The organism is Streptomyces sp. NPDC029138 (assembly GCF_055564375.1).
Genome location: NZ_JBVHWM010000022.1, coordinates 55,140 through 80,975, shown reverse-complemented (window position 1 = coordinate 80,975; position 25,836 = coordinate 55,140). Strand labels below are relative to the sequence as shown.

The following is a 25,836-nucleotide window of genomic DNA, read 5'->3' as shown; positions in this document are numbered from 1 at the left end:
ATCGGACGAGTGCAGGGTAGTCGGCGGGTGGCGCCGACGGGAGACCACGGCTCACCGCGTGGCGAGCCGGGCCTGGGCCGCCCGCCACCGATCGGTGTCGCCGCGGGGCGTGTACCGGGTGAGCGGCTGGGTCCGGGTGAGCAGCCGGCGCTGGGCGGCGAGATCGCCGACGAGCCCGTGCGCGCGGGCCTGCACGAGGACGTTGCCGAGGGCCGCCGCCTCGGTGGCGCCCGCCACCACCGGCAGCCCGCAGGCGTCGGCCGTCAGCTGGCACAGCAGCGCGTTGCGGGTGCCGCCGCCGACCAGGTACACCACGTCCACCGGATGGTCGGCCAGCCGCTGCGCGTCCACCACGGCCCGCCGGTGGGCGAGGGCCAGCGAGTCGAGGATGCACCGGGTGATCTCGGCCCGGGTCTGCGGCACCGGCTGCCCCGACGCCCGGCACGCCTCGGCGATCCGCTCCGGCATCCGCCCCGGCGCCAGGAACGCCTCGTCGCCGGCGTCCACCACCGCGCGCAGCGCCGGCACGGTCGCCGCCTCCCGCAGCAGCACCCCCAGGTCCGGCTCGCCCCAGGCCCGTACGCACTCCTGGAGCAGCCACAGCCCCATGATGTTCCGCAGATAGCGGACGGTGCCGTCGAGTCCCAGCTCATTGGTGAAGTTCGCGGCCCGGCTCTCCTCGGTGAGGACAGGAGCGGACAGTTCCAGGCCGGCCAGGGACCAGGTGCCGGTGCAGATGTAGGCGAAGCGCTCCCCGGTCGCCGGGACGGCGGCCACCGCCGACGCGGTGTCGTGCGAGCCGACGGCCGTCACCGGCACCGGACCGGTGAGGCCCGTCTCCGCCAGCACCTCCGGCCGCAGCGTCCCGGCCGGGTCGCCCGGCTGCCGCAGCGGCGCGAACAGGCCGAGGTCGATCCCCAGCCGCTCGGCGACCTCGTACGACCAGTCCCGCGTCCGGGGATCGACGAGCTGGGTGGTGGAGGCGTTGGTCAGCTCGGTGCCCTGCTCGCCGGTGAGCCAGTACGTCAGCAGGTCCGGGATGAGCAACAGCCGCCTGGCATGGGCGAACTGGTCCGACGCCCGGGCGGCCGTCAGCTGGTAGAGGGTGTTGAACGGCGCGTACTGGATGCCCGTCGCCGCGTACAGCTCCGCCGCCGGCACGGTCGCCCACACCTTCTCCGCGACGCCCTCGGTGCGGGCGTCGCGATAGTGCACCGGGTTGCCGAGCAGGGCCCCGTCGGCGTCCAGCAGGCCGTAGTCGACGGCCCAGCTGTCGACGCCCACGGAGTCCACGGGGCCGGCCGCCCGCAGCCCGTCGAGGACACCGCCGTAGAGCGCCAGAACGTCCCAGCGCAGCCCCTCCGGGACGCGCACCGGCCGGTTGGAGAACCGGTGCGCCTCGCTCAGCTCCACCGAGTCCGCGCTCACCCGCCCCACCATCACCCGCCCGCTGGAGGCGCCGAGATCCACCGCGGCGTACGACTTCACGCCCGTGCTCATCGCAGGAAAGCGGCCGCCACACCCGCGTCGACCGGGATGTGCAGCCCGGTGGTGTGCGTGAGATCCCCGCCCGTGAGCGCGAACACCGCGTTCGCCACGTGCTCGGGCAGCACCTCCCGCTTCAGGATCGTCCGCTGCGCGTAGAACTCGCCCAGCTTCTCCTCCGGCACCCCGTACACCGCGGCCCGCTGCGCCCCCCAGCCCCCGGCGAAGATCCCGGAGCCGCGCACCACACCGTCCGGGTTGACCCCGTTCACCCGGATTCCGTGCTCACCCAACTCGGCGGCGAGCAACCGCACCTGGTGAGCCTGGTCGGCCTTGGTGGCGGAGTAGGCGATGTTGTTCGGCCCGGCGAACACGGCGTTCTTGGAGGCGATGTAGACGATGTCACCGCCCAGCCCCTGCACGGTCATCACCCGCGCCGCTTCCCTCGACACGAGGAAGGACCCGCGGGCCATGATGTCGTGCTGGAGGTCCCAGTCCCTCACCGACGTCTCCAGCAGCGGCTTGGAGATGGAGATCCCGGCGTTGTTCACGACGAGGTCCACCCCGCCGAAGGCGAGGACGGCCGTCTTGAACGCGGCGGCGATCTGCTCCTCGTCGGTGACGTCCACGGTGACGGCGACGGCCCTGTCCGGCCCGCCCAGCTCCTCGGCGACCCGCGCCGCGCCGTCGGCGTTCAGATCGGCGACGACGACACACGCCCCCTCCGCCGCCAGCCGGTGCGCGATGGCCTTCCCGATCCCGCTGCCGGCCCCCGTCACGAGCGCGACCCGCGTGGCGAGCGGCTTGGGCTTCGGCATCCGCTGGAGCTTGGCCTCCTCCAGCGCCCAGTACTCGATCCGGAACTTCTCGGCTTCCTCGATCGGCGCGTACGACGACACCGCCTCGGCCCCGCGCATGACATTGATGGCGTTGACGTAGAACTCGCCCGCCACCCGGGCGGTCTGCTTGTCCTTGCCGAAGCTGAACATGCCGACACCCGGGACGAGCACGATGGCCGGATCGGCGCCGCGCATGGCGGGGGAGTCGGGCCGGGCGTGCCGCTGGTAGTAGGCGGCGTACTCCTCGCGGTACGCGGCGTGCAGCTCGCGCAGCCGCGCGACGGCGTCCTCCAGCGGCGCGGCCGGCGGCTGGTCCAGGACGAGCGGCCGGACCTTGGTGCGCAGGAAGTGGTCGGGGCAGGAGGTGCCGAGGGCGGCCAGCCGGGGGTGCTCGGCGCGGGCGAGGAAGTCGAGGACGACGTCGGAGTCGGTGAAGTGCCCGACCTGCGGCCGGTCCTGTGACGCCAGAGCCCGGACGTACGGCGCGAGAGCGGCGGCCCGCTCCCTCCGCTCGGCCTCGGGCAGGGCCTCGTACCCCTCGACGACCGGCCCGAACGGCTCGGCCTTCCCCTTCTCGGCGAGGAACGCCTCGGCGGTCCGGATGATGTGCAGCGAGTTGCGCTCACACTCCTCGGACGTCGCTCCCCACGCGGTGATCCCGTGCCCGCCGAGGACGCATCCGATGGCCTGCGGGTTGGCCTCCTTGATCGCGGCGATGTCCAGGCCCAGCTGGAACCCGGGCCGCCGCCACGGCACCCACACCACGCTGTCCCCGAAGCACTCGGCGGTCAGCTTCTCCCCGTCGGCCGCGCACGCGAGCGCGATCCCCGAGTCCGGATGCAGATGGTCCACGTGCGCGGCGTCGACGAGCCCGTGCATGGCGGTGTCGATGGAGGGCGCGGCCCCGCCCTTGCCGTGCAGACAGTAGTCGAACGCGCCGACCATCTCGTCCTCGCGCTCGACACCGGGGTACACGTCCACGAGGGCCCGCAACCGGTCCAGCCGCAACACGGCCAGCCCTGCTTCGGTGAGCGTGCCGAGGTCGCCCCCGGACCCCTTCACCCACATCAGTTCCACATCACCCCCGGTGACGGGATCAGGGGCGGTGCCTTTGGCGGACGCGTTACCGCCGGCGTAGTTGGTGTTACGGGGATCGGAGCCGAGCCGGTGGGAGCGATCGAGGAGAGCGGCTACTTCGGGATGGGTCGACATGGCAGTCAGTTCCTGTTCAGGGGAGGGGGAGGACAAGCAGGGGCGCGGGGAACTGCGCGATCAGCCACATACGGCCCGCACCCCGCAGACGACAGAACTCGGCAGACGCGTCACGCCCCCCAACCGGCCTGCTCCCCACCGACCCGCTCGGCGACGATCCGCTCGGCCCACCCGGACCGGGCATACGCGCCCATCGGATCGGGATCCAGCCCCAGCTCCTCCCGGACCTCCCCCAGAAGCCCCCGCACATCCGTGTTGTACGCGTCCATCAACACGGCATTGGCCCCGAGCACGTCCCCCGAAGCCTGCGCCTCGGCCAACGCCGCCCGGTCGACCAGCAGCGCCTTCGCCGTGGCCTCCTGCACATTCATGACCGACCGGATGATCGCGGGGATCTTCGCCTCGATGTTGTGGCACTGATCGAGCATGAAGGCGACGTCGGAGGTGAACCCTCCGCCACGGATCACCTCGTACATGATCCGGAACAGCTGGAACGGATCCGCCGCGCCCACCATCAGGTCGTCGTCGGCGTAGAAGCGCGAGTTGAAGTCGAACCCGCCGAGCTTCCCCTCCCGCAACAGCGTCGCCACGATGAACTCGATGTTGGTCCCCGGCGCGTGATGGCCCGTGTCGACGACCACCTGGGCCTTGTCGCCGAGCTTCAGACAGTGCGCGTAGGCGGTCCCCCAGTCCGGCACGTCCGTCGTGTAGAACGCCGGCTCGAAGAACTTGTACTCCAGCAGCATCCGCTGCCCCTCGCCGAGCCGCGCGTACACCTCGGCCAGTCCCTCGGCGAGCCGGTCCTGCCGGGCACGGATGTCGTCCTGCCCCGGATAGTTCGTCCCGTCGGCGAACCACAGCTTCAGGTCCCGTGACCCGGTGGCGTCCATGATGTCGACGCACCGCAGCAGGTGGTCGACGGCCTTGCGCCGCACCGCCGCGTCCGGATGGCAGATGCTGCCCAGCTTGTAGTCGTCGTCCTGGAAGGTGTTGGAGTTGATCGCGCCCAGCCGCACCCCCCGCTCCTCGGCGTACTTCGCGAGCGCCGCGTAGTCCTCCACGGTGTCCCACGGGATGTGCAGGGCGACCGTCGGCGCGGCACCGGTGAAGGCGTGCACCTGCGCCGCGTCCTCCAGCTTCTCCCACGGCGAGCGCGGCACCCCGGCCTGGGCGAACACCTTGAACCGGGTGCCCGAGTTCCCGTACGCCCACGACGGCGTCTCGACGGCCTGGGTCTTGAGCGCGGCCTTCACCGCGGCGAGGTCGGTCACTTCGGGGCTCCTGTGGTGTCGGGCGGAACGACTGAGCGGATGTCGGGCGGAACGACTGAGTGTGTGAACGCAGAATGTGAAACGATTCAGAACGGCAAGCTAGGTGTCTCCCGCAGGGGTGTCAAGGACTCCGGCCAACCCTGTCTTCCGTGACCCCGCCGTGACCTTTGGCTATCGAAATTTTTTCGATACGGACCCATTGACGTGACATGACTGTGGTGCCTACGGTCCCGGCAATCCACTTGAAACCTTTCACGACACCGTGGCGGCCTCGCGGCCCCTCCGCCGGTGTCGTCGAGGAGCCCCCATGACCCACCCGCCTGACACGGGACCGGCCCCGGTGCTGGCACTGAAGGGCGTCTCCAAGTCCTTCGGCGCCGTACGCGCCCTGAGGGACGTCTCCCTGGAGCTGCTGCCCGGCGAGGTGCACGCCCTCGCCGGTGAGAACGGCGCGGGCAAGTCGACGCTGATCAAGACCCTCGCCGGAGTGCACCGGCCGGACGCCGGTCAGGTGCTGCTCGACGGCGAGCCCGTCGTCTTCCACGGCCCCGGCGACGCCCGCGACGCCGGCATCGCCGTGATCTACCAGGAACCCACCCTCTTCCCCGACCTGTCGATCGCCGAGAACATCTTCATGGGCCGCCGGCCCAAGCGCGCCCTCGGCCGGATCGACCACAAGGCCACCCACGCGGCCACGGCGGCCCTGATGCAGCGGCTCGGCGTCGACCTCGACCCCGACCGGCCGGCGCGTGGCCTGTCCATCGCCGACCAGCAGATCGTGGAGATCGCCAAGGCGCTGTCCTTCGACGCCCGGGTCCTGATCATGGACGAGCCGACCGCCGCGCTCACCGGCAGCGAGGTCGCCCGCCTCTTCGGCGTGGTCCGCACCCTGCGCGAGCAGGGCGCGGCGGTGCTGTTCATCTCCCACCGGCTGGAGGAGATCTTCGAGATCTGCCAGAAGGTCACCACGCTGCGGGACGGCGCCTGGATCGCCAGCGAGCCCCTCGCCGGGATGACCGAGGACGACCTGGTCCGCCGCATGGTCGGCCGCGACCTGGCCGAGCTGTACCCGAAGCAGCAGGTCCGGACCGGTGACGTCGCGCTCAGCGTCCGGCGGCTGACCCGCGAGGGCGTCTTCACCGACGTCTCCTTCGACGTCCGGCGCGGTGAGATCGTCGGCCTCGCCGGACTGGTCGGCGCCGGCCGCACCGAGGTCGCCCGGGCCGTGTTCGGCGTCGACCGCTGGGACGCGGGCGAGGTCGAGGTCGCCGGGCGCCGGCTCACCAACGGCGCGCCGTCCGCCGCGATGGCGGCCGGACTCGCCCTCGTCCCGGAGGACCGGCGGGCCCAGGGCCTGGTGATGGACATGTCCATCGAACGGAACATCGGCCTGACGGGACTGCGTACGACCGCCCGGGCCGGGCTGATGAACCGGACCGCCGAACGCAGCCGGTCCCTGGACTGGGCCGTGAAGCTCCAGGTCAAGTACGCCCGGATCGCGGACGCCGTCTCCACCCTGTCCGGCGGCAACCAGCAGAAGGTCGTCCTAGCCAAGTGGCTCGCGACCGGTCCCCAGGTGCTCATCGTGGACGAGCCGACCCGGGGCATCGACGTCGGCACCAAGGCCGAGGTGCACCGGCTGCTCGGCGAGCTGGCCGCCGACGGGGTCGCCGTTCTGATGATCTCCTCCGACCTGCCGGAGATCCTCGGCATGGCCGACCGGGTCCTCGTGATGCACGAGGGCCGGATCACCGCCGAGATACCCCGCGCCGACGCCACCGAGGAGACCGTGATGGCCGCAGCCACCGGGAGGGCCGCCGCATGACGGTGACCACCACCGACGAGACCCCCGTCGCCGGGGCACCCCGGTCGAGCGGCACCCGCCTGGTCGACCGGGTCTTCAAGATGCGCGAACTCGCCATCCTGGCCGTGTTCCTGGTGATGATCGCCGTCACCCAGGCGGGCAACAGCGAGTTCCTGTCCGAGCAGGGCATCAAGGACCTGCTCCTCAACGCGACGATCCTGGTGCTGGTCGCCACCGGCCAGTCACTGGTCGTCCTCAGCCGCAACGTCGACCTGTCCGTCGGCTCCACGCTCGGCATCAGCGCCTTCGCCGCCGGAACCTATCTCCAGGGCGGCGGGAACGCGGTCGTCGCGATCCTCCTCGCCGTCCTGCTGGGCATCGGCCTCGGGCTGCTCAACGGCCTCCTCGTCAGCCTCGGCCAGGTCCCCGCCCTCGTCGTCACCCTGGGCACCCTGTACGTCATCCGGGGCGTCGACTCCATCTGGGTCGGCTCCCGTCAGATCACCGCGGCCGATCTGCCCGGCGGCTTCGTGGACTTCGGCTCCGGCGGCATCTCCGCGATCCCCTGGCTCGCCGTGATCGCGCTGGTGGTGCTCGTGGCGACGGGCTACTACCTCAAGCACTACGGCAGCGGGCGGGAGCTGTACGCCCTCGGTTCCAATCCGGAGGCGGCCCGGCTGGCCGGCATCCCGGTCCGCAAGCGGATTCTGGCCGCGTACACCTTCTGCGGCGCGCTCGCCGGACTCGCCGGAGCGATGTACCTGGCCCGCTTCGGCAACGTCGACTCCGGCACCGGAAACGGCTACGAACTCACCGTCGTCAGCGCCGTCGTGGTCGGCGGCATCGCCTTCACCGGCGGCTCCGGCAGCGTCTACGGCGCCGCCCTCGGCGCCCTGCTGCTCACCTCGATCAACAGTGTGCTCCCCGCGCTCGGTGTCAGCTCCGTGTGGGTGCTCGCCATCAACGGCGTCCTGCTGCTGCTCGCCATCGCCGTCGACCGGGTCGTCGCACTGCGCGTGGCCGCCGCCCTGAAGAAGAAGTCGGCCCCGAAGAGGACCGTCATGGCGAAGGAGAAGGCCGGTGCCTGAGTCGCTCACCCGCGCGGTCCGCTGGGACACGGTCGTCGGCGCACTGCTCATCGTCCTGTTGCTGCTGTCGTTCGGCTTCGTCGACGGCTTCGGCAACGCGCTCAACCTGTCGTTCCTCATCGGCAACACGCTCCCGATCGCGCTGATCGCCCTGCCGATGACCCTGCTGGTCGTCGCCGGCGAGATCGACCTGTCCGTCGCGTCCACGGCCGGGCTGTCCGGCGCGGTGATGGGCAAGCTGTGGAACGAGGGCATGGCCATCGAGACGATCATCCCGCTCTGCCTGCTGCTCGGCGTGGCGTGCGGACTGGTCAACGGCCTGCTGGTGACACGGCTCGGGCTGCCGTCGCTGGCGGTCACCATCGGCACGCTGGCCGCGTACCGGGGTATCGCGCAGATCGTGCTCGGCTCCGACGCGGTGACCGATTTCCCCTCGCAGTACCTGGACTTCGCGGCCGGTCGCCTCGGTGACTCCTTCCTGCCGCAGGCCTTCCTGCCCTTCGTGGTGCTGCTCGCCATCGCCGTGGTGCTGCTGCATGCCACGCCGTTCGGCCGGTCGCTGTTCGCGATCGGAGCGGGGGAGGAGGCGGCCCGGTTCGCGGGGATACGGGTGAAGCGGACGAAGCTTCTTCTGTTCGTCGCCACGGGGGCCATGTCGGCCCTGACCGGCGTCTTCTGGGCGCTGCATTACGCCAGTGCCCGGTACGACAACGCCACTGGGCTCGAACTGTCCGTCGTCGCCGCCGTGTTGTTGGGCGGGATCGACTTCGACGGGGGCAAGGGCACGATCGGCGGTGCCATCGCCGGTGTCTTCCTGCTCGGTGCGTTGCAGAACGTCATGAGTCTGCTGAACGTCTCGGCCCAGTCGCAGATCGTGGTGACCGGTGTGCTGCTGATCGTCTCCGTGCTCGGACCTCGGATGGCTCGGCAGATCGCCGTGGCGCGACAGTCCGTCTGAACGCTGCGGGCCGGCCGTGGCCGGCCGCGCAGTTCCCCGCGCCCCTGAGGGGGCGTCCCATCACTCCTCCTGGTAAGGAACCCTCCGCCATGCGTAAGTCCGTTGTCCGCCGCACCTGCGCCGCCCTCGCCGTCGGTACCTCCCTCGCCCTCGCGCTCACCGCCTGCGGCGGCACCACCAAGAAGGACGTCAAGGACGACAACGCCGCCGCCGCCTCCGCCGGCAAGGCCGACCCGAACGCCGCCACCAAGAAGGGGCTGACCGTCGGCTTCCTGCCCAAGCAGGTCAACAACCCCTACTTCACCACCGCCGACAAGGGCGGGGAGAAGGCGCTCGCCGAACTCGGATCGAAGTACAAGGAGGTGGGGCCGAGCAGCGCCACCGACACCGCCGGCCAGGTGAGTTACGTCAACACGCTCACCCAGCAGCGGGTGAACGCCATGGCGGTGTCCGCGCAGGACCCCGGTGCGCTGTGCACCGCGCTCAAGCAGGCGATGAGCAACGGCATCAAGGTCGTCACCTACGACTCCGACACCAGCCCCGGCTGCCGCAACGCCTTCGTCTCACAGGCCAGTGCGGAGGACCTGGGCCGAACCGAGGTGCAGCTGCTCGCCGAGCAGATCGGGTACAAGGGCGAGATCGCGATCCTGTCGGCCGCGCAGACCGCGACCAACCAGAACACCTGGATCGGCTACATGAAGGACGAGCTGAAGGACCCCAAGTACAAGGACATCAAGCTCGTCAAGATCGCGTACGGCAACGACGACGCCCAGCAGTCCTTCCAGCAGACCCAGGGCCTGCTCCAGGAACACCCGAACCTGAAGGGGATCATCTCCCCGACCACCGTCGGCATCAAGGCGGCCGCCCAGTACCTGTCGGGCTCGAAGTACAAGGGCAAGGTCAAGCTGACCGGGCTCGGCACCCCCAACGACATGCGCAAGTACGTGAAGAACGGCACCGTCGACGCCTTCGAGCTGTGGGACCCGGCCAAGCTCGGCGACCTGGCCGCCCGGACCGCGGTCGCGCTGGCCTCGGGGCAGATCACCGGCAAGGAGGGCGAGACCTTCAAGGCCGGCGCCACGACGTACACCCTCGGCAAGGACGGCGTGATCAACCTGGGCAAGCCGACCGTGTTCGACGCCAAGAACATCGACCAGTTCAACTTCTGAGACGACGGGGGCCGTTGATGCAGCGCGTGTGTTTCCTGCTGAAGGTCAGGGCGGACCGGCTCGACGAGTACCGTGAGCGGCACGCGGCCGTCTGGCCGGAGATGCTCGACGCCCTGAAGACGACCGGCTGGCACAACTACTCGCTGTTCCTGCGCGAGGACGGCCTGCTCGTCGGCTGTCTGGAGACCGAGGACTTCGCCGCCGCCCAGGCCGGCATGGCGGCCACCGACGTCAACGCGCGCTGGCAGAAGGAGATGGCACCGTTCTTCGAGTCCCTGGACGGTGCCCGTCCCGACGAGGCCATGCGACCGCTCACCGAAGTGTTCCACCTCGACTGACGTGGGAGCCGCGCGGATGAAACCCTCCGTCACCCCGCAGGGCGTCACACAACTCGACGCCCACGCCGTCCACTTCGTCTCCTACGACGGCCTGGTCAACACCAACTCATTCCAGAAGAACGGTCTGCTGACGTACCGGGGCCACCAGTACGCCGCCTGGTACACGGCGAGCCGCGACGCGGTCGTGGCCCGCCGGGCCCTCGGTGCCACCACCTGGTCGACGCTCACCCTGCCGCACCGGCTCAAGGCCGACGACTCGCACAACGTCATCTCCATGGGCGTCTCCGCCGTCGACGGCCGCCTCCACCTGAACATGGACTCCCACAGCGACGGCTTCTTCTACGCCAAGTCCGTCGCCGGACTGCTGGACAACCCCGCGGCCACGGCGTGGACCGGGTCCGTCTTCGGGGCCGTACGGACGACCCTCGACGGGCTCGTGCTCACCTCGCGGTTCACCTACCCGCAGTTCATCGCCACGCCCGAGGGCCGGCTCCAGCTCAGCTACCGGGCCGGCGTCCCCGGAAACGGCCGCAACGCCCTGGCGGAGTACGGCGGTTCGCGGTGGACGGCGCTGGGGGAGTGGACCGGCGCGACCGGCACGTACACCAGCGAGTACGGCTCCAGCACCGCCAGGAACATGTATCTGCACGGCATCGACTACGACACGCGGGGTCGGCTGCACACCCTGTTCACCTGGCGGGAGCAGAACGCGGCCGTCATGTGCCACGGCGGCGGCCTCACCAACCACGACACCGGCTATGTGTACTCCGACGACCGCGGCCGTACCTGGCGCAACGACGCGGGCGCGGTCGTCGGCGTCACCGGGGGGTCCGACCAGGTCTCCGTCGGCGACAGCGGTCTCGTCGTCGACCCGCTGAATCCGGACCACTCGCTGATGAACCAGGAGAGTCAGTCCACCGACTCGGCGGGCCGGCCGCACGCCGTCATCAGCCATGTCCCGGCCCGTTTCGGGCAGTGCGCGGACCACGTCGCCGACCGCACCGCCCAAGGACGCGCCTTCCATCTGCGCAAGAACGCCTCCGGTGGCTGGCAGAAGACCGAGATCCCCTTACCAATGCGTTCCAGTCAGCGCACCAGACTCGTCCTCGACCGGTACGACAACGCCTACGCCGTCCTCCCGTTCGGCCGGATCGCCGCGGCCTCGCAGGCCTCCGGGTACACCGACTGGACGCTCCTGTTCGACGGCGGCGGGCTGAACGCGTTCGGCGAGGTGGTGGTCGACGAGACCCGCGTCAGGGCGGACAGCGTCCTGTCGTTCCTGTACCAGGAGAAGTCCGCCGGCACCACGCCCTCGGCGTTGCACGTGGCCGACTTCGCCCTGCCGGCGTGACGGTAATGTGAAACTCGTCCCGCCGCATCCCCGTCCCCTGGAGGTCCGAAGCCCGATGGCCCAGTCGGTGGGTATCAAGGATGTCGCCCGCGCCGCCGGAGTGTCGGTGGGCACGGTGTCCAACGTCATCAACCGCCCGGACACCGTCGCCGGTGAGACCCGTGCCCGGGTGCTCTCCGCGATCGACCGGCTCGGCTATGTCCGCAGCGAGTCGGCGCGTCAGCTGCGGGCGGGCCGCAGCCGGATCATGGGGCTGCTCGTGCTCGACATGGGCAACCCCTTCTTCGTGGACGTGGCGCGCGGCGCCGAGCGGGCGGCCCGGGAGGCGGGGATCGGGGTGATGGTGTGCAACAGCGCGCAGGACGCGGCCGAGGAGGCCGAGTATCTGTCGCTGTTCGCCGAACAGCGGGTGCGGGGCGTGCTGCTCACCCCGGCCGACGCCACCGGCCGCAACATCGCGGCCTTCCGCCGGCACGGCATCCCGTTCGTGCTGGTCGACCGGGTCGCGGAGGGCACCACCGAGTGCTCGGTCTCCGTCGACGACGTCGCCGGCGGCGCGCTCGCGGTCCGGCACCTGGTGGACGCCGGGCACCGTTCGATCGCCTACGTCAGCGGGCCGCCCGGGCTCAACCAGGTCCGCGACCGGCGCACCGGCGCGCTGAACGCCCTCGCCGAGGCCGGGCTCGGCCCCGAGGCGCTGCGCGAACTGCCCACCGAGCGGCTCGACGTGGCGGCCGGCCGGGACGCGGGTGCCCGGCTGCTCGGTCTCGCCGACCGGCCCACCGCCGTGTTCTGTGCCAACGACCTGCTCGCCCTCGGCGTGCTCCAGGCCATGTACGCGGCGGGCGTGACCGTGCCGGACGACCTGGCGATCGTCGGCTACGACGACATCGAGTTCGCCGCCGCGGCCGCCGTACCCCTCACCTCGGTACGCCAGCCCGCCGTCACGATGGGCGCCCTCGCCGCCGAACTGCTGCTGGAGGAGACCGAGCGGGACGAGGGGGACGGCAAGGGGAAGCGGACGCATGAACACCGGCGGGTGGTGCTCCAGCCGGAGTTGGTGGTGCGCCGCTCCAGCCTGGCCGCCCGCTGAGCCGGGTGGTGCGGTGCGTGCTGGGCCTGGTGGTGCGGTGCGTGCTGAGCCTCACGGTGTGATTCGCGCTGAGCCTGGCGGTGCGGTGCGTGCTGGGCCTGGCGGTGTGATTCGCGCTGAGCCTCACGGTGTGATTCGCGCTGAGCCTGGCGGTGCGGTCCGTGCTGGGCCTGGCGGTGTGGTCCGTGCTGAGCTTGGCGGTGCGATCCGCGCCGAGCCCGGCGGTGCGCCCCCGGCTGAGCCTGGCGCGAGCCTCGCGGTGCGTTCCCGGCTGATCCTGGCGCCAGCCTCGCGCTGACCGGAAGTTCAGTAACAATCCATGATCCCGGGGCTCGGCCCGCGCCCGCTCGTGTGCTCAACTGGGAGACGTCCAGCCCGTCCGTCCCAGGAGACCCGTTGAGCCTCAGCTATCGCCAGCCCGGCGTCGTCCTCACCGACCACCGCTTCACCGTGCCCCTCGACCACGCCGACCCGGGCGGCGAGACCATCGAGCTGTACGCCCGCGAGGCGGTGGCGAGCGACAAGGCCGGGCAGGACCTGCCCTGGCTGGTGTATCTCCAGGGCGGCCCCGGCTTCGGGGCGAATCGTTTCGTCGGACGTCAGGCCTGGCTCGACCGGGCCCTGAAGGAGTACCGCGTCCTGCTGCTCGACCAGCGCGGCACCGGCCGCTCCACGCCCGCCACCCGGCAGACCCTCCCGCTGCGCGGCGGCCCCGCCGCCCAGGCCGACTACCTCACCCACTTCCGCGCCGACTCCATCGTCCGCGACTGCGAGGCCATCCGCCCCGAGGTCACCGGCGGCGCCCCGTGGACCGTGCTCGGGCAGAGCTTCGGCGGCTTCTGCGCGGTGTCGTACCTCTCCCTCGCCCCCGAGGGCATCGCCACCGCGATCATCACCGGCGGCCTGCCCTCCCTGCACGCCCACGCCGACGACGTCTACCGGGCCGCCTACCCGCGCGTCGAACGCAAGGTCGCCGCGCACTACGCCCGCTACCCGCAGGACGTGGAGCGGGCCCGCCGGATCGCCGACCACCTCCTCACCCACGACGTGGTCCTGCCGAACGGCTACCGCTTCACCGTGGAGGCCTTCCAGTCCCTGGGCCTGATGCTCGGCGCGAGTGACGGCAGCCACCGGCTGCACCACCTCCTGGAGGACGCCTTCGTGGTGACCCCGGCCGGCCTGGAGCTGTCCGACGCCTTCCAGGAGCAGGCCCAGTCCCTCCTGTCGTACGCCGCCCACCCCCTGTACGCGCTCGTCCACGAGACGATCTACGGCCAGGACGCCCGCCCCACCGCCTGGTCGGCCGAACGCGTCCGCGCCGAGTTCCCGCAGTTCGACGCGGCCAAGGCGCTCGCCGGCGACGGCCCGGTCCTGTTCACCGGCGAGACGGTCCACCCCTGGATGTTCGACGCCGACCCGGCCCTGCGCCCCCTGCGCGAGACGGCCGAACTGCTCGCCGCCCGCACCGACTGGCGCCCCCTCTACGACCCGGCGCGGCTCGCCGCCAACGAGGTCCCGGTGGCCGCGGCCGTCTACCACGACGACATGTACGTCGACACCGCCCACTCCCTGGAGACGGCCGGGGCGATCCGCGGCCTGCGCCCCTGGGTCACCAACGAGTACGAACACGACGGCCTGCGCGCGGGCGCGCCCCGGGTGCTGGACCGGCTGCTGGCGCTGGTGCGCGACGAGGTGTGACGTACGCGATATGACGGACGGGGCGCGCCGCGAAAGACGGTGCGAGCGGGGCAGGGCGGCATAGTGTGCCGCCCATGACCGAGCCCAAGATCACCCAGCTCCAGCCCCTGCCCGACGACTGGCAGCGTGCCCTCGCCGTGGTGGCGCACCCGGACGACCTGGAGTACGGGTGTTCCGCGGCGGTCGCCGCCTGGACCGACGCCGGACGTGAGGTCGCCTATGTGCTGGCCACCCGGGGCGAGGCGGGCATCGACACCCTGGACCCGGCCACGTGTGGCCCGCTGCGCGAGCGCGAGCAGCGGGCCAGTGCGGCGGTCGTCGGCGTCAGCTCCGTGGAGTTCCTCGACCACCGGGACGGCGTGATCGAGTACGGCATAGCGCTGCGCCGCGACATCGCCGCCGCGATCCGCCGCCACCGCCCCGAACTCGTTGTCACGCTCAACCACCGCGACACCTGGGGCGGTGTCGCCTGGAACACCCCCGACCACGTGGCCGTCGGCCGCGCCACCCTGGACGCCGCCGCCGACGCGGGCAACCGCTGGATCTTCCCCGAACTCGCCGAGCAGGGCCTTCAGCCCTGGAACGGCGTCCGCTGGGTGGCCGTCGCCGGTTCCAGCAGCCCCACCCACGCCGTCGACGCCACGCCCGGCCTCGACCGGGCGGTGCGCTCACTGCTCGAACACCGCGCCTACATCGAGGCGTTGACCGACCAAGATCCTCATGCGTACGTCCGTGACTTCCTGACCGAGACCACCACCGCCACCGGCAAGCGCTTCGGCGGCACACCGGCGGTGGCCTTCGAGCTGTTCGCCCGCTAGCGGAGCCGCGGCCCGCCCGCCGTAAGGAGCGGTGAGGACGCAAGCGCGCAGGTCAGTAGGCTGGACCCCATGCCGGATCAGATAGCCGACCTCTCCGACCTGCGCGGCGACTGCGCCCAGTGCTTCGGGCTGTGCTGTGTCGCCCTGCCCTTCGCCCGCTCCGCCGACTTCGCGCTGGACAAGCCCGCGGGCAAGCCCTGCCCGAACCTCCAGGGCGACCACCGCTGCGGCATCCACGCAGACCTGCGGAAGAAGGGGTTCACCGGCTGCACGGTCTACGACTGCTTCGGCGCCGGCCAGAAGGTCTCACAGGTCACCTTCGGCGGGCAGGACTGGCGTACGGGGTCCAAGGAGCAGGCGCGCCGGATGTTCGACGTGTTCCCGGTCGTACGGCAGTTGCACGAGTTGCTGTGGTACCTGACCGAGGCGCTGGGCCTGCCGGCCGCCCGGCCCGTCCACCCCGAGCTGCGCCGGGCGCTGGAGCGGACCGAGCGGCTCACCCGGCAGACCCCTGAAGAGCTGGCCGCGCTGGACGTGGCCGCGCACCGGCAGGAGGTCAACGTGCTCCTGCTGCGCACCAGCGAGCTGGCCCGGGCCGGGGTAGGCGGCGGCAAGGGCAGGGGGAAGGGCCGGGGCAAGGACCGCAGGGGCGCGGACCTCATGGGTGCTCGCCTCAGGGGCGCCGACCTGCGCGGGGTGAGCCTGCGCGGTGCCTATCTCATCGCCGCCGACCTCACCGGTGCCGACCTGCGCGGGGCGGATCTGATCGGGGCCGATCTGCGCGACGCCGACCTGACCGACGCGGACCTCACCGGTGCGTTCTTCCTGACCCAGCCGCAGGTGAACGCCGCGCGGGGCAGTGGGGGTACTCGTCTGCCGGTGTCAGTCGGTCGTCCGGTGCACTGGACAGCGGTTCGCTGACAGGGGCTTCGCCGGTTGGGCCGGGGTGGGCCGTCGGTGGTCTGCGGCTTCGTCCTGGGCTGGTCGCGCAGTTCCTCGCGCCCCTTCGGGGCGTTCCAGTCGCAGCCGCAGGTGAACGCCGCGCGGGGCAGTGGGGGTACTCGTCTGCCGGTGTCAGTCGGTCGTCCGGTGCACTGGACAGCGCTTCGCTGACAGGGGCTTCGCCGGTTGGGCCGGGGTGGGTCGTTGGTCGTCTGCGGCTTCGTCCTGGGCTGGTCGCGCAGTTCCTCGCGCCCCTTGGGCGCGCTCCAGTCGCAGCCGCAGCTTTTCCGGCATCAGCGTGAGCCGTTCGGCCACGCTCAGCCGGTAGTCCGGGTCCGCCGACAGGTCGTAGCGGCGCAGCAGCAGGCCGAGGACCAGGGTCGCCTCGTGGAGGGCGAACTGGCGGCCGATGCAGGCCCGTGCGCCGGTGCCGAACGGCTTGAAGGTGTGCGGGGGCCGGGCGCGGACGGCCGCCGCGGTGAAGCGGTCCGGGTCGAACCGCTCGGCGTCCTCGCCCCACACCTCCGGCTCGCGGTGCAGCATCGGCGTCAGGACCAGGGCCCACGCGCCCCGGCGCATCGGATGGTCCCCGGCGAGGACCGTGTCCCGCCGGGCCTCACGGGCGAAGGCGGGCGCGGTCGGCCACAGCCGCAGCGACTCGTCCAGCACCCGGCGGACATAGCGCAGCTTGGCGACCTGGTCGTAGCCGGGCCGCGGGGTGTCGCCCCAGACCTGTTCGATCTCGGCCCGGGCCCGGGCGGCGATCTCCGGGTGCCGGGCGAGGTAGTACAGGGCGAAGGAGAGCGCGCCCGAGGTGGTCTCGTGGCCCGCCACCAGGAACGTGATCACCTGCTTGCGGACGTTCTCCGACGACAGCTTCTCCCCGGTCTCCGGATGCGCCGTCGCGAGCATGCGGTCCAGCAGGTCCCCCTCGCCGCCACCGGACCGGCGCCGGGCGGCGACCAGACCGTCGACCGTGCGGTTGAGGTAGGCCGTGTCGGCCGCGTCGCGCCGGGCGGCGGCGCGCAGCAGCAGCGGGGCCAGCGGCCCGGGCACGCTGTTCAGCCGCTGCGCGTAGGTCAGCGTGCCGACCATCGCCGTGACGAAGGGGTGCGGCCGGTCCCGCTCGAAGGAGCCGAAGTCGTGTCCGAAACCGGTCCGGGCGATCGTCTCCAGGGTCAGCCGGGTCATGTCGCCGGGCACGTCCACCGTGCGCCCGGCCGCGAGCTGCCGGTCCCAGTGGTCGGTCAGCCGGCCGGCGACGTCCAGCATCATCCCGTGGTAGCCCTCCATGGCCTCCCGGCTGAACCCGGGCGCCAGGACGTCGTGCGCCAGCTGCCAGTTGGGCTCGTGGTTGTAGGCGGTGAACAGGCCGTCGCCGGCCAGGGGCCGCAGATTGGCGACGCCCAGTCCGACGTGCTTGGCGAACCGGGACTCGTCGGCGAGATCGGCCACGAGCCGTGCCCCCCACACGAACACGAACTCCTTGCCGAACGCCCTGCGCCGGAAGATGGGCCCCAGCTCGCGCGCGAAGCGCATCGAGTCCTGCAACGGCCGGTGCCGGTCCGCGCCGAGCACATCGCCGAGCAGCGGCAGCCGACGCGGCGGATGCGGGATGCGGCGCAGCTCGGGCCAGCCCTGTTCGGCGCTCCGGAAACCCTTCGGCAGCCCGGTCTCCATGGTGTCCGTCGGCCCCGCCATGACGCGATCTCCCTTGGTCCAGCGGATGGTTGACGCGGTGACGCGCGCATGTTGTACGTGGGTTCAATAACGCGTTTCAGTGTGCTGCCCTTGTTGAACCGACGTCAAGTAAAGTGACGCCATGCCCGCGAACCAGGGGGAGCGCGCCCGGCGCAGACTCAGCACCGAAGAACGCCGGGAGCAACTGCTGTCGGTCGGCGCGAAGCTGTTCTCGGACAGCCCCTACGACGACGTGTGGATCGAGCAGGTCGCCGAGATCGCCGGTGTCTCGCGCGGGCTGCTGTACCACTACTTCCCGACCAAGCGGGACTTCTTCGCCGCCGTCGTGGAGCGGGAGAGCGCGCGCATGCTGCGCATGACGGCGGCCGAGCCCGGGGTGCCGGTGCGCGAGCAGCTCGCCGCCGGCCTCGACACCTACCTCGGCTACGTCCAGGCCCACGCCCACGGCTTCCGCGCCTTCCACCGTGCCGACGCGGCCGGCGACCAGGCCGTGCGCCGGGTCTATCGGCGGGCGCTGGCCGCCCAGGAGAAGCAGATCCTGGCCGCGCTCGCCGCCGACCCCGAGTTCGGGCCCGCCGTCGAGACGGCCCCGCAGGTGCGCCTGGCGGTGCGCGGCTGGCTCGCCTTCACCACCGCCGTCTGCCTCGAATGGCTGCGAGGAGAGGGCGAGTTGAGTCGCGAGCAGGTGCGCGACCTGTGCGCCCGCGCTCTGCTGGGCGTCCTCTCCTAGACCGGAATGACTCCGTCCGCCGGTGCGGCCTGGTTGGCGTGCACCCGGATCTTCGATAGGTTAGGCAAGGCTTACCTAAGGAGGTCTCGGATGGGTGACACTCAGGACTGGACGGCCGCCCCCGGCGCGGCGGAACGGGCACGCTCGGTGCTGGCCGCCGCGTGGTCGTGCGCGGTGACCGCGGACGGCGTGCGCGAGGAGTACGTAGGCGCGCACACCGTGACCGAGGACGGCGCGGTGCGGCTGGCGGTACCCGACGACAGCGCCCTGTTCGGGGCGGTGCTGTGCGCCCCGCGCCAAGAACCCTCCGCCCTGCTGGAGTTCGCCGACGTGGCCCCCGTACCGGTGCGCCACCGCATCCGCGCCCGGCTCTTCCTCTCCGGCTGGTTCGCCCCCTCGGCGGGCGCCCTGCTCTTCCGGCCCACCCGCGTGGTGCTGCGCCAGTCCGCCGGGGCCGTGGTGGTCGACCTGGACGAGTTCACCGCCGCCCGGCCCGACCCCCTGGCCGGCGCCGAGTCCCGGCTGCTCACCCACCTCGCCGACGCCCACCCGGACGCCGTCGAGCGGCTCACCCGCCTGGTGCGGCCCGAGAGCCTGCACGCCGCGACCCGGGTGGCGCCGCTCGCCGTCGACCGGCACGGACTCACCCTGCGCATCGAACGCACCCGCGCCCACGGCGACGTACGACTGCCCTTCCACACGCCCGCCGACGACGTCACCCAGCTCACCGAGCGCATGCACGCCCTGCTGGCCCAGGCCAGTGCCGCCGCCTGCCCCCGGGCGCTACAGCGGCAGCGCGCAGACGGCGACGGGTGACGCGAACGGCTCACCGGCCAGGCGGAGTTCACCGCTGTCCGCGTCGACGTGGAAGACGGTGACCGTGCCCGAGCGCTGGTTCGCCGCGAACAGCAGCCGGCCGTCGGGCGAGAACGAGATCTGCCGGGGGAAGTCCCCGCCCACCGGTACCGTGCCGAGCAGCCGCAGCCGGGCACCGCTCGCCTCGACGGCGTACCGCGCGAGGCTGTTGTGGCCCCGGTTGGCGAGGAACGCGTACCGGCCGTTCGCCGTCACCAGGATCTGCGCCGGATAGTTCGTGCCGCCGCCCGATCCCGTCGACTGCGGCTCGCCGATCCTCAGGCGTCCGGTTTCCGGCTCGTAGGCGCACACGGCCACCGTGTCGTCCACCTCGTTGGCCAGATAGGCGTACCGGCCGCCCGGATGGAAGGTCAGATGGCGTGGTCCCGCGCCGGGCCGGGTCCGCGCCCGCGCCACCTCCGTGAGCGTGCCCTTCGCCCGGTCGAGGCGGTAGGTGTAGACGGTGTCGGTGCCGAGGTCCACGGCGAGGACGTGCCCGCCGTCCGGACTCGTGACGAACTGGTGGGCGTGCGGGCCCTGTTGACCGGGACCGGGCGGCGGAGAGGTGTGCGTCACCAGATCGGTGCGCTCGCCCAGGGCGCCCGAGGCGTCGATCGGATGCACGGCGACACTGCCCGAACCATAGGCGGCGCTCAGCAGCCAGCGCCCGGAGGGATGCACCGACAGATGGCAGGGGCCCGCGCCGCCCGTGCTCCGGGTGCCGAGGACGCGCCGGTTCGCGAGGCGTACGGCCGTCACCCCGCCGTCCTCCCGCTCGTCCACCGCGTACAGCGTGCGCCCGTCCGGGTGCACGGCGAGATACGAGGGGTCGGGGACCCCGGTGAGCGTGCCCGCCCCGGTGATCCGGCCCGACTCCGGGTCGTACGACGCCAGACCGATCCCGGTGCCGCCGCCCTCGACGGAGGTGTAGGTGCCCACGTACAGCGGGCGCGGTCCGGACGGCTTCCGGGGCGGTGCGGCCGCCGCCGGCTTGTCGTGCGTGGCCGGCGCGTCCGCCGGCGGGGCAGCCGGGGACGGCACCGCGACGACCGCCGCCGCACCGGCCATGGCCCCGACGAACCGTCGTCTGGTCCAGCCGCCGCCGCGCTCCCGGTCCGGGTCCCGGTCCCGCCGGGGGAGGGAAGACCCTTCTCCCGCCGTCCCTGCCTCCGTGTCCATACGCACCTCAGGTCGTCGGTCGCCCCACTCGTGACAGCCACCTTGGCCTGCGCTCGTCGCCAAGGGCAAGCCGGGCAACAGGCGTCGCGCGACACGCGACACCGGCGGTGCTACCAGTCCCCGTCGTCGACCGGCTTGCCCGGCGCGTCCTTCAGCGGTGTCACCTGGTCGCCGGACGGCGCCTGCCACGGCTCGAGGTCGTCCCCGAGCCACTCGCCGACCGGTTCGACCGCCTCCAGGGCGTCCGTCGGGGCGAGATCCTCGGCGTCCGCGTCGTAGTAGTCGTACCAGGGCAGGCCCGCCCGGGTGTACGCCGCCCGGTCCACCGGTGACGGCGGCGGTGCCTCGCCGGTGATCCGGCGCCACTCCGGGGGCGTGACCAGGTGCACGAACACCCGCCCGGCGGGCTCCTCCGACCAGTCGCCCAGCGGCCGGTCGTCCTGGTACACCTCCTGCCGCATCGAGCCGCCGACGCCGAGCCCCATGGCCGTGGCGCGACGCGGGGAAGCGGCGGGCGGGGAGGGCGGACCGCCGAAGGCCGCGGTGGGCGCGGGCGGCGGCGGTCCGGGGGGTCCGCCGGGGGCCGGGGCGGACATGGGCAGGGCCGCGCCGTAACCGCCTCGCGCGTCGGCCTCGCGCCGCTGCCGCTCCCTCTCCCGGCGCCGCCACTCGGCCAGGGCGCCCTCCTTCAGCGGGAACGACTGGAGTTGGATGCCGCCCCACACCTCTTCACCGGTGACCTGCCCCTCCACGGTCGCGCCCAGCCCCAGCGGTACGGCGACGAACTGGCGGACCGTCCCCTTGCCGGAGTTGATGCCGTCCAGCCAGGGCTGGCGGGGCAGCACCACATAGTTCTGCGGGCGCCGGGACAGCCGGTCGCGCCAGGGCTCGCCGGACACCGCGCACACCTTGCCCACACCGACCTGGAGCGCGGCCGGCTCCGTCGCGGCGAAGCTCAGCCACATCGCCTCGCGCAGATACACCGGCAGCATGACGCCGCCGCGCGCCCGCATCCGCTCCGGCACCCGGTCGGCGTGGTCGGCCACCCGCCGGACCGGGAACTCGCCCAGCCCCGGCGGCAGCGGATGCGTACCGTTCTCGGGCAGGCGCAGCGTGCGGATGAACCGCACCGCCGCCCCGCCGGGCAGCCACAGCGTGTTCCCGTCGATCCGGACTCCGTCACCGGCCATCCGTATGCTCCTTCGCCTTCGGCGCCTGTGCGGTCATAGGGGTGCGCCTTTTGTGTTGGGCGCTGTGTGCGGTGATGCGTGTGCGCGTTCTGTGTTGGGCGCTGTGTGCGGTGATCTGTGTGCGCCTTCTGCGTTGGGCGCTGTGTGTGGTGATGCCTGTGCGCCTTCTGCGTTCGGCGCTGTGTGTGGTCATGCGTGTGCGCCTTCCGCGTTCGGGGCTGTCTGCGGTCGTGCGGTGTGCGCGCTTTGCGTTCGCGCCGTCTGCGGTCATGCGTACGCTCCCTCGCCCTCCCGGTGCCGGCGCCGGTCAGCCGTGTGCGCCACCGCCTCCGGCGCCGGACCGGCCTGGCGGCTCCCTCACCGATAACGCTCGCCGAACCCCGCGCGGTTCCGCCACAGTTCCTCCTGGACCCCGAGGCGGTCGCGCAGCCAGGCCAGCCGGGGCAGCTTGGTCCGCTGCCCGCGCGAGACCCGGTCCAGTTCCTCCAGCAGGCGGCGAGTGCGGTGCTCGGTGTTCAGCTCGTCGATGATCCGAGTCGTCTCGGTCAGGACGGCCCCCAGCAGTTGCCAGTGCGCCCAGTCCTTGCGGACCTCCTCCTGGAGCAGCTCGGCCAGCCGGTCCCGGGTGCCGGCCGCCGTGTGCAGCTCGGTCGTCAGCCGTGCCTCCGCCGACTCGGCGTTCTCGCTCAGATGGGTGGTCACCAGCACCGCGAAGCTGACCACCGCGTCGGCGATCTCCGACAGCAGCTGCTCCACGGTGGCCGCCACCTGGGGCGGGAACAGCTCATCCGGCCCACGGGCCTTCGCCAGGTCGGTGAACGAGCGGGCCAGCACCCGCAGCACCACCGTGCAGATCTCCAGCGTGTCCAGGCCGGTGCGCAGCACCACCCGGTGCAGCAGTCCCTCCTTCACCCGTGGATTGAGCCGCAGACTGTCCTCGGCCTGCCGCAGCGCAGCGTCGACCTGCACGATGTGGTGGTCCAGCCGGCGTGCCTCGTGCAGTCGCTCGGCCGCCCGCTGCCAGGGGGTCCGGCCCGCGGCCTCCTCACCCAGCCGCAGCGTCAGCTGGCGCACCCGCCGCGCCAGGTCCTCGATGGACCGGCCGGCCTCGTCCACCCACACCGGGGGCGGCAGCAGCAGGTTGCAGGCGGTGCCGACGACCGCGCCGATCAGCGTCTCCACGATCCGCGCCCACGCGGTGAACCCGACCGTGGTGACCCCGAGCACCAGCATGGCGCTGATCGCCACCTCGGCGACGTACTCGTCGACACGCACCAGGTGCCCCACGGCCAGCGCGGCCACGATCAGCAGCGCGAGGCTCCACCAGGTCAGGCCCACCAGCACACTGAAGGCGATGGCGACCAGCACGCCCGCGACCACCGAGTTCACCCGGCGGATGCCGTTGGTGAGCGTGGCGTAGAAGGTCACCTGGACGACCAGCAGCGCGGTCAGCGGTGCGGTGAGCGGGGCCGGCTCGGGACTCAGTCTGAGGGCGATGACGTAGGCGACCGTCGCGGCCGCGGCCGACCGGAGCGTCTGGACGACCACCGGCTCCCGGCGACGCTTCGCCAGACGCAGCAGTCCCGTGGTCAACTTTCGTTCGCGCATCCCTTGGCCTGTTCCCGTTAGTCGGGTGCGTCGAACCTGGCCGTTTGCGGACTGTTTCCGACTGTTTTACGCCAGATGCTTATGCGTACAGCTTGTCGACGAAGGCGGAAAGATTGCCCACCGTGCGCGCGATCTGCTCCTCCAGCGTCAGGCTCTCCTCGAACCGGGTGCCGGCCTCCGGGACCTTCCTGCCCCGCACGTACAGCGAACAGGCCAGGTCGGTGCACATGTACAGCCCGACCGAGTTGCCCTCCCGGCCGGCCGCCCCCGCCTTCCGCGCGGTCATCAGCGACACCCCGCCGCCCGGATGCGTGGTCAGACAGACCGAACACATGCTCCGGTGCAGGAAGCCGCGCTGCGAGGCCGGGAAGCGCAGGGCGACGCCGACGAGCCGGCCCTCCCGTTCGGTGACCAGATAGCTGCGGTCGGGAGCGCCGGGATCGCGCCAGCCGAGGAAGTCCAGATCGTCCCAGGGGCGGTCACCGAGATCGCGCGGGACGGCCAACCGCTTGGCCTCGCCCCTCGAGCAGTTGATAAACGAGTTGCGGATGTCCTGCTCGGTGAGCGATCTCATGGGGGAGTCCTTCCGGATGTCAGGGAGCGAACCTAGAGCCTCTAGGCTCGTGGCAATCCTATTTAGCCAGGGGAGGGTGGGCCAATGGATTTCCGGCGGAGGCCACACCGACTGCCGCAGCGTGCCCGGCGCGCGCTGGACCATGTCACCGGCACCGCGTCCGGCCGACCGATCGACCCGGACCTGCGCATCACGCTCAACTTCCACCCCGACCGGATCTCCGCCGGACTGCCGATCCTGGAGTCGCTCGCCCGGGACGGCGCGTACCACTCGCAGTTCGTCACCGGCACCAGCAACGGCGGACTCACCGCGCACGCGGGCGGCGACCGGACGCGCTGGGAGAGCCGGATCTTCGGCGGCGCGTACGACGACGCCGACCCGGCCGAGCGCCCGGTCTACGGCGCGCTGGACTTCCGGCACCAGGTGGTCGGCGCGGCCCCCCGCTTCGGTTCCTCACACCTCAGACTCTCCGGAGCGGTCCTCGCCCGCACCACCTTCTGCTACCCGGACAGCGCGGCCGAGCCCACCGACTTCGGCGTGGCCGCCGCCATGCCCCTGATCGCGCTCGCGGAGGCCGACGAGCGGGACGCCCTCAACGACTACATCGAGGCCCATGTGCACGGGGGCGTGCTGCTCGACCGGGACGTGGAGGCGCTGGTGCTGGACGCGAGCTACCGGGGCACGCCGGTGGAGAGGGCCGCCCGGCGCCTGCCCTTCCCGCTCGCCTGGCACCCCGGCTACCGGCTCACCGTCACCGCGCTGCGCCGGCACGCCGACTACCGCGGCCCGGAGTACGCCGACCTCGGCGCCCGCATCGCCGACCGCGGCCTCATCACCCCCCGCGTCATCGGCGACGCGGCCCGCGGCGCCCGCCACGACCTCCAGTCCCTCAAGATGGTCTGGCACACCCTGGCCCGCTTCGGAGCCCCGGAGGGCGCGGGGACGGCACGATTTCCCACGCCGCCCGCCGTCACGACGGGCACGGGCACTGCCCCCGACCCGAGCGGGCCCGCGGTCATGGCGCCCACGGGCACCGCCGCCGTGGAGATCCCGCGGGGGCGCTGCGGCTGAGGTGCCCGGCGGGGCTCTCGCCGGTGCCGATCCTGTCGCTATGGCTTCTGCGGGGGCCGCCATCCCACGAGCTGCCGCTGCCTGGACAGGCCCCGACCGGAACCGCCACCGCCGGGTCGCCCCAACGCCCCGGCCAAGGCCGGCGTGCCCCCCGACGCCCCGGCCGAGGCCGGCGTGCCCCCGACGCACCCGCCCGCACTACGCCCCATCGCCCGTCCCCGGCGGCCACACCCCCGTGGCCAGTACCCCCATCGCATAGGCCCGGGCGACCAGTTCCGTGCGGTTCGTCGCGCCCCACCGTGCCGACAGGCGGCGCAGGTGGTAGGTGACGCCGTCCTTCGTGAGGCCCAGTTCGCGGGCGGCGCGGGCCGTGGTGGCGCCGCCGGCCAGCAGGGCCAGGACCCGTCGCTCCACATCGGTGACCCGTACCGGCTCCGCTTCCGGTGCGGGGCGCTCGCCCAGGACCCGGAGCATCACCAGCAGTGCCGGTGTCTCCTCCACGCTGTCGCTCACCGGGTCCGCCGTCAGCTCCCCGTGCCGCTCGGCCCCGCCGGGGGCCCGCCAGCACACCGACACCTGGTAGCGGGAGCGGTGCCGCAGCCGCAGCGCCTCGGCGATCCGGTCCACCTGGGTGGTCTCCTGCGGCCGGAACAGCTCCAGCACGTGCCGGCCGCGCAGCCTGCCCGGGGTCGTACCGCACTCCGCCGCCATGGCGGGGTTCGCCAGGACGACCTGGCCGTACACGTCGCACACGGCGACCGGTACCGTCACCCGGTCGAACAGCATCAGCGCACGGTTGCGCCACACCACCGCGTCGGCCCGTCCCGCTTCCATGGCATCTCATCCAAGAGGAAAGAGCAGG

The 25,836-nt window shown here is 72.1% G+C and carries 22 protein-coding genes; 13 read left to right on the top strand and 9 right to left on the bottom strand.

Going from position 1 to position 25,836, the window contains the following annotated elements; genetic code table 11:
- Window positions 1-51: 51 nt before the first annotated feature.
- The 3 genes from ACZ4WH_RS19585 to rhaI form a co-directional block, all read right to left on the bottom strand.
- On the bottom strand, window positions 52-1,500 hold the full coding sequence (locus tag ACZ4WH_RS19585; RefSeq protein ID WP_468181997.1) for a rhamnulokinase: 1,449 nt from the start codon (window positions 1,498-1,500) through the stop codon (window positions 52-54).
- Window positions 1,497-3,536, bottom strand: coding sequence for a bifunctional aldolase/short-chain dehydrogenase (locus ACZ4WH_RS19580; RefSeq protein WP_468181995.1), 2,040 nt, complete (start codon window positions 3,534-3,536; stop codon window positions 1,497-1,499). Before ACZ4WH_RS19580 ends, ACZ4WH_RS19585 begins: the two co-directional genes overlap by 4 nt.
- Before the next feature lie 110 nt (window positions 3,537-3,646).
- Window positions 3,647-4,807 carry an L-rhamnose isomerase gene (gene rhaI, locus ACZ4WH_RS19575; protein ID WP_468181993.1) on the bottom strand — a complete coding sequence of 387 codons (1,161 nt, stop codon included), beginning with the start codon at window positions 4,805-4,807 and terminating at the stop codon, window positions 3,647-3,649.
- A 307-nt stretch (window positions 4,808-5,114) separates the two neighbouring features.
- Between rhaI and ACZ4WH_RS19570 the strand changes: the two genes are divergently transcribed.
- From ACZ4WH_RS19570 to ACZ4WH_RS19525, 10 genes are all read left to right on the top strand, one after another.
- Window positions 5,115-6,632 carry a sugar ABC transporter ATP-binding protein gene (locus ACZ4WH_RS19570; protein ID WP_468181991.1) on the top strand — a complete coding sequence of 506 codons (1,518 nt, stop codon included), beginning with the start codon at window positions 5,115-5,117 and terminating at the stop codon, window positions 6,630-6,632.
- The gene (locus tag ACZ4WH_RS19565) at window positions 6,629-7,699 is read left to right on the top strand and encodes an ABC transporter permease (RefSeq protein WP_468181989.1); all 1,071 of its coding nucleotides are present in this window, start codon (window positions 6,629-6,631) and stop codon (window positions 7,697-7,699) included. Before ACZ4WH_RS19570 ends, ACZ4WH_RS19565 begins: the two co-directional genes overlap by 4 nt.
- Window positions 7,692-8,657: an ABC transporter permease gene (locus tag ACZ4WH_RS19560; protein ID WP_468181987.1), complete on the top strand. Its 966-nt coding sequence runs from the start codon at window positions 7,692-7,694 to the stop codon at window positions 8,655-8,657. The genes ACZ4WH_RS19565 and ACZ4WH_RS19560 overlap by 8 nt, the downstream gene beginning before the upstream one ends.
- Window positions 8,658-8,746: 89 nt before the next feature.
- Complete coding sequence (rhaS, locus tag ACZ4WH_RS19555; protein WP_468181985.1) at window positions 8,747-9,826, top strand: rhamnose ABC transporter substrate-binding protein; 1,080 nt, start codon at window positions 8,747-8,749, stop codon at window positions 9,824-9,826.
- Between the two features lie 17 nt (window positions 9,827-9,843).
- The gene (locus ACZ4WH_RS19550) at window positions 9,844-10,164 is read left to right on the top strand and encodes an L-rhamnose mutarotase (RefSeq protein ID WP_468181983.1); all 321 of its coding nucleotides are present in this window, start codon (window positions 9,844-9,846) and stop codon (window positions 10,162-10,164) included.
- A gap of 16 nt (window positions 10,165-10,180) precedes the next feature.
- Entirely contained in the window at window positions 10,181-11,515 is a 1,335-nt protein-coding gene (locus ACZ4WH_RS19545; RefSeq protein ID WP_468181982.1) for a BNR repeat-containing protein, read from the top strand.
- A 55-nt stretch (window positions 11,516-11,570) separates the two neighbouring features.
- Window positions 11,571-12,608 carry a LacI family DNA-binding transcriptional regulator gene (locus ACZ4WH_RS19540; RefSeq protein WP_468181980.1) on the top strand — a complete coding sequence of 346 codons (1,038 nt, stop codon included), beginning with the start codon at window positions 11,571-11,573 and terminating at the stop codon, window positions 12,606-12,608.
- Window positions 12,609-13,004: 396 nt separating this feature from the next.
- Complete coding sequence (locus ACZ4WH_RS19535) at window positions 13,005-14,306, top strand: alpha/beta fold hydrolase (protein WP_468181978.1); 1,302 nt, start codon at window positions 13,005-13,007, stop codon at window positions 14,304-14,306.
- Between the two features lie 74 nt (window positions 14,307-14,380).
- Window positions 14,381-15,124 (top strand): PIG-L deacetylase family protein, encoded by a 744-nt coding sequence (locus ACZ4WH_RS19530; protein WP_468181976.1) that lies wholly within the window; start codon window positions 14,381-14,383, stop codon window positions 15,122-15,124.
- Between the two features lie 69 nt (window positions 15,125-15,193).
- Window positions 15,194-16,045 carry a pentapeptide repeat-containing protein gene (locus ACZ4WH_RS19525; RefSeq protein WP_468181974.1) on the top strand — a complete coding sequence of 284 codons (852 nt, stop codon included), beginning with the start codon at window positions 15,194-15,196 and terminating at the stop codon, window positions 16,043-16,045.
- Window positions 16,046-16,198: 153 nt separating this feature from the next.
- On the opposite strand, the gene ACZ4WH_RS19520 is transcribed toward ACZ4WH_RS19525, so the two are convergent.
- A complete protein-coding gene (locus ACZ4WH_RS19520; protein ID WP_468181972.1) occupies window positions 16,199-17,767 on the bottom strand; it encodes a cytochrome P450 in 1,569 nt (522 codons plus the stop codon).
- Window positions 17,768-17,888: 121 nt separating this feature from the next.
- Here ACZ4WH_RS19520 and ACZ4WH_RS19515 point away from each other — a divergent pair, with 121 nt between their 5' ends.
- Together ACZ4WH_RS19515 and ACZ4WH_RS19510 are read left to right on the top strand one after the other, a co-directional pair.
- Complete coding sequence (locus ACZ4WH_RS19515; RefSeq protein WP_468181970.1) at window positions 17,889-18,497, top strand: TetR/AcrR family transcriptional regulator; 609 nt, start codon at window positions 17,889-17,891, stop codon at window positions 18,495-18,497.
- Between the two features lie 90 nt (window positions 18,498-18,587).
- Window positions 18,588-19,313 carry a DUF2470 domain-containing protein gene (locus ACZ4WH_RS19510; RefSeq protein WP_468181968.1) on the top strand — a complete coding sequence of 242 codons (726 nt, stop codon included), beginning with the start codon at window positions 18,588-18,590 and terminating at the stop codon, window positions 19,311-19,313.
- On the opposite strand, the gene ACZ4WH_RS19505 is transcribed toward ACZ4WH_RS19510, so the two are convergent.
- From ACZ4WH_RS19505 to ACZ4WH_RS19490, 4 genes are all read right to left on the bottom strand, one after another.
- A complete protein-coding gene (locus ACZ4WH_RS19505) occupies window positions 19,281-20,420 on the bottom strand; it encodes a lactonase family protein (RefSeq protein ID WP_468182071.1) in 1,140 nt (379 codons plus the stop codon). The genes ACZ4WH_RS19510 and ACZ4WH_RS19505 overlap by 33 nt on opposite strands.
- 221 nt (window positions 20,421-20,641) lie before the next feature.
- A complete protein-coding gene (locus ACZ4WH_RS19500) occupies window positions 20,642-21,721 on the bottom strand; it encodes a hypothetical protein (protein WP_468181967.1) in 1,080 nt (359 codons plus the stop codon).
- A gap of 357 nt (window positions 21,722-22,078) precedes the next feature.
- A complete protein-coding gene (locus tag ACZ4WH_RS19495) occupies window positions 22,079-23,329 on the bottom strand; it encodes an FUSC family protein (RefSeq protein WP_468181965.1) in 1,251 nt (416 codons plus the stop codon).
- A gap of 79 nt (window positions 23,330-23,408) precedes the next feature.
- Window positions 23,409-23,903, bottom strand: a complete 495-nt coding sequence (locus ACZ4WH_RS19490; RefSeq protein ID WP_468181963.1) for an FBP domain-containing protein — start codon at window positions 23,901-23,903, stop codon at window positions 23,409-23,411.
- Between the two features lie 84 nt (window positions 23,904-23,987).
- On the opposite strand from ACZ4WH_RS19490, the gene ACZ4WH_RS19485 reads away from it, so the two are divergent.
- Window positions 23,988-24,974, top strand: a complete 987-nt coding sequence (locus ACZ4WH_RS19485) for a DUF3626 domain-containing protein (protein ID WP_468181961.1) — start codon at window positions 23,988-23,990, stop codon at window positions 24,972-24,974.
- 198 nt (window positions 24,975-25,172) lie between these two features.
- On the opposite strand, the gene ACZ4WH_RS19480 is transcribed toward ACZ4WH_RS19485, so the two are convergent.
- Entirely contained in the window at window positions 25,173-25,808 is a 636-nt protein-coding gene (locus ACZ4WH_RS19480) for a PAS domain-containing protein (RefSeq protein WP_468181958.1), read from the bottom strand.
- Window positions 25,809-25,836: the final 28 nt, after the last annotated feature.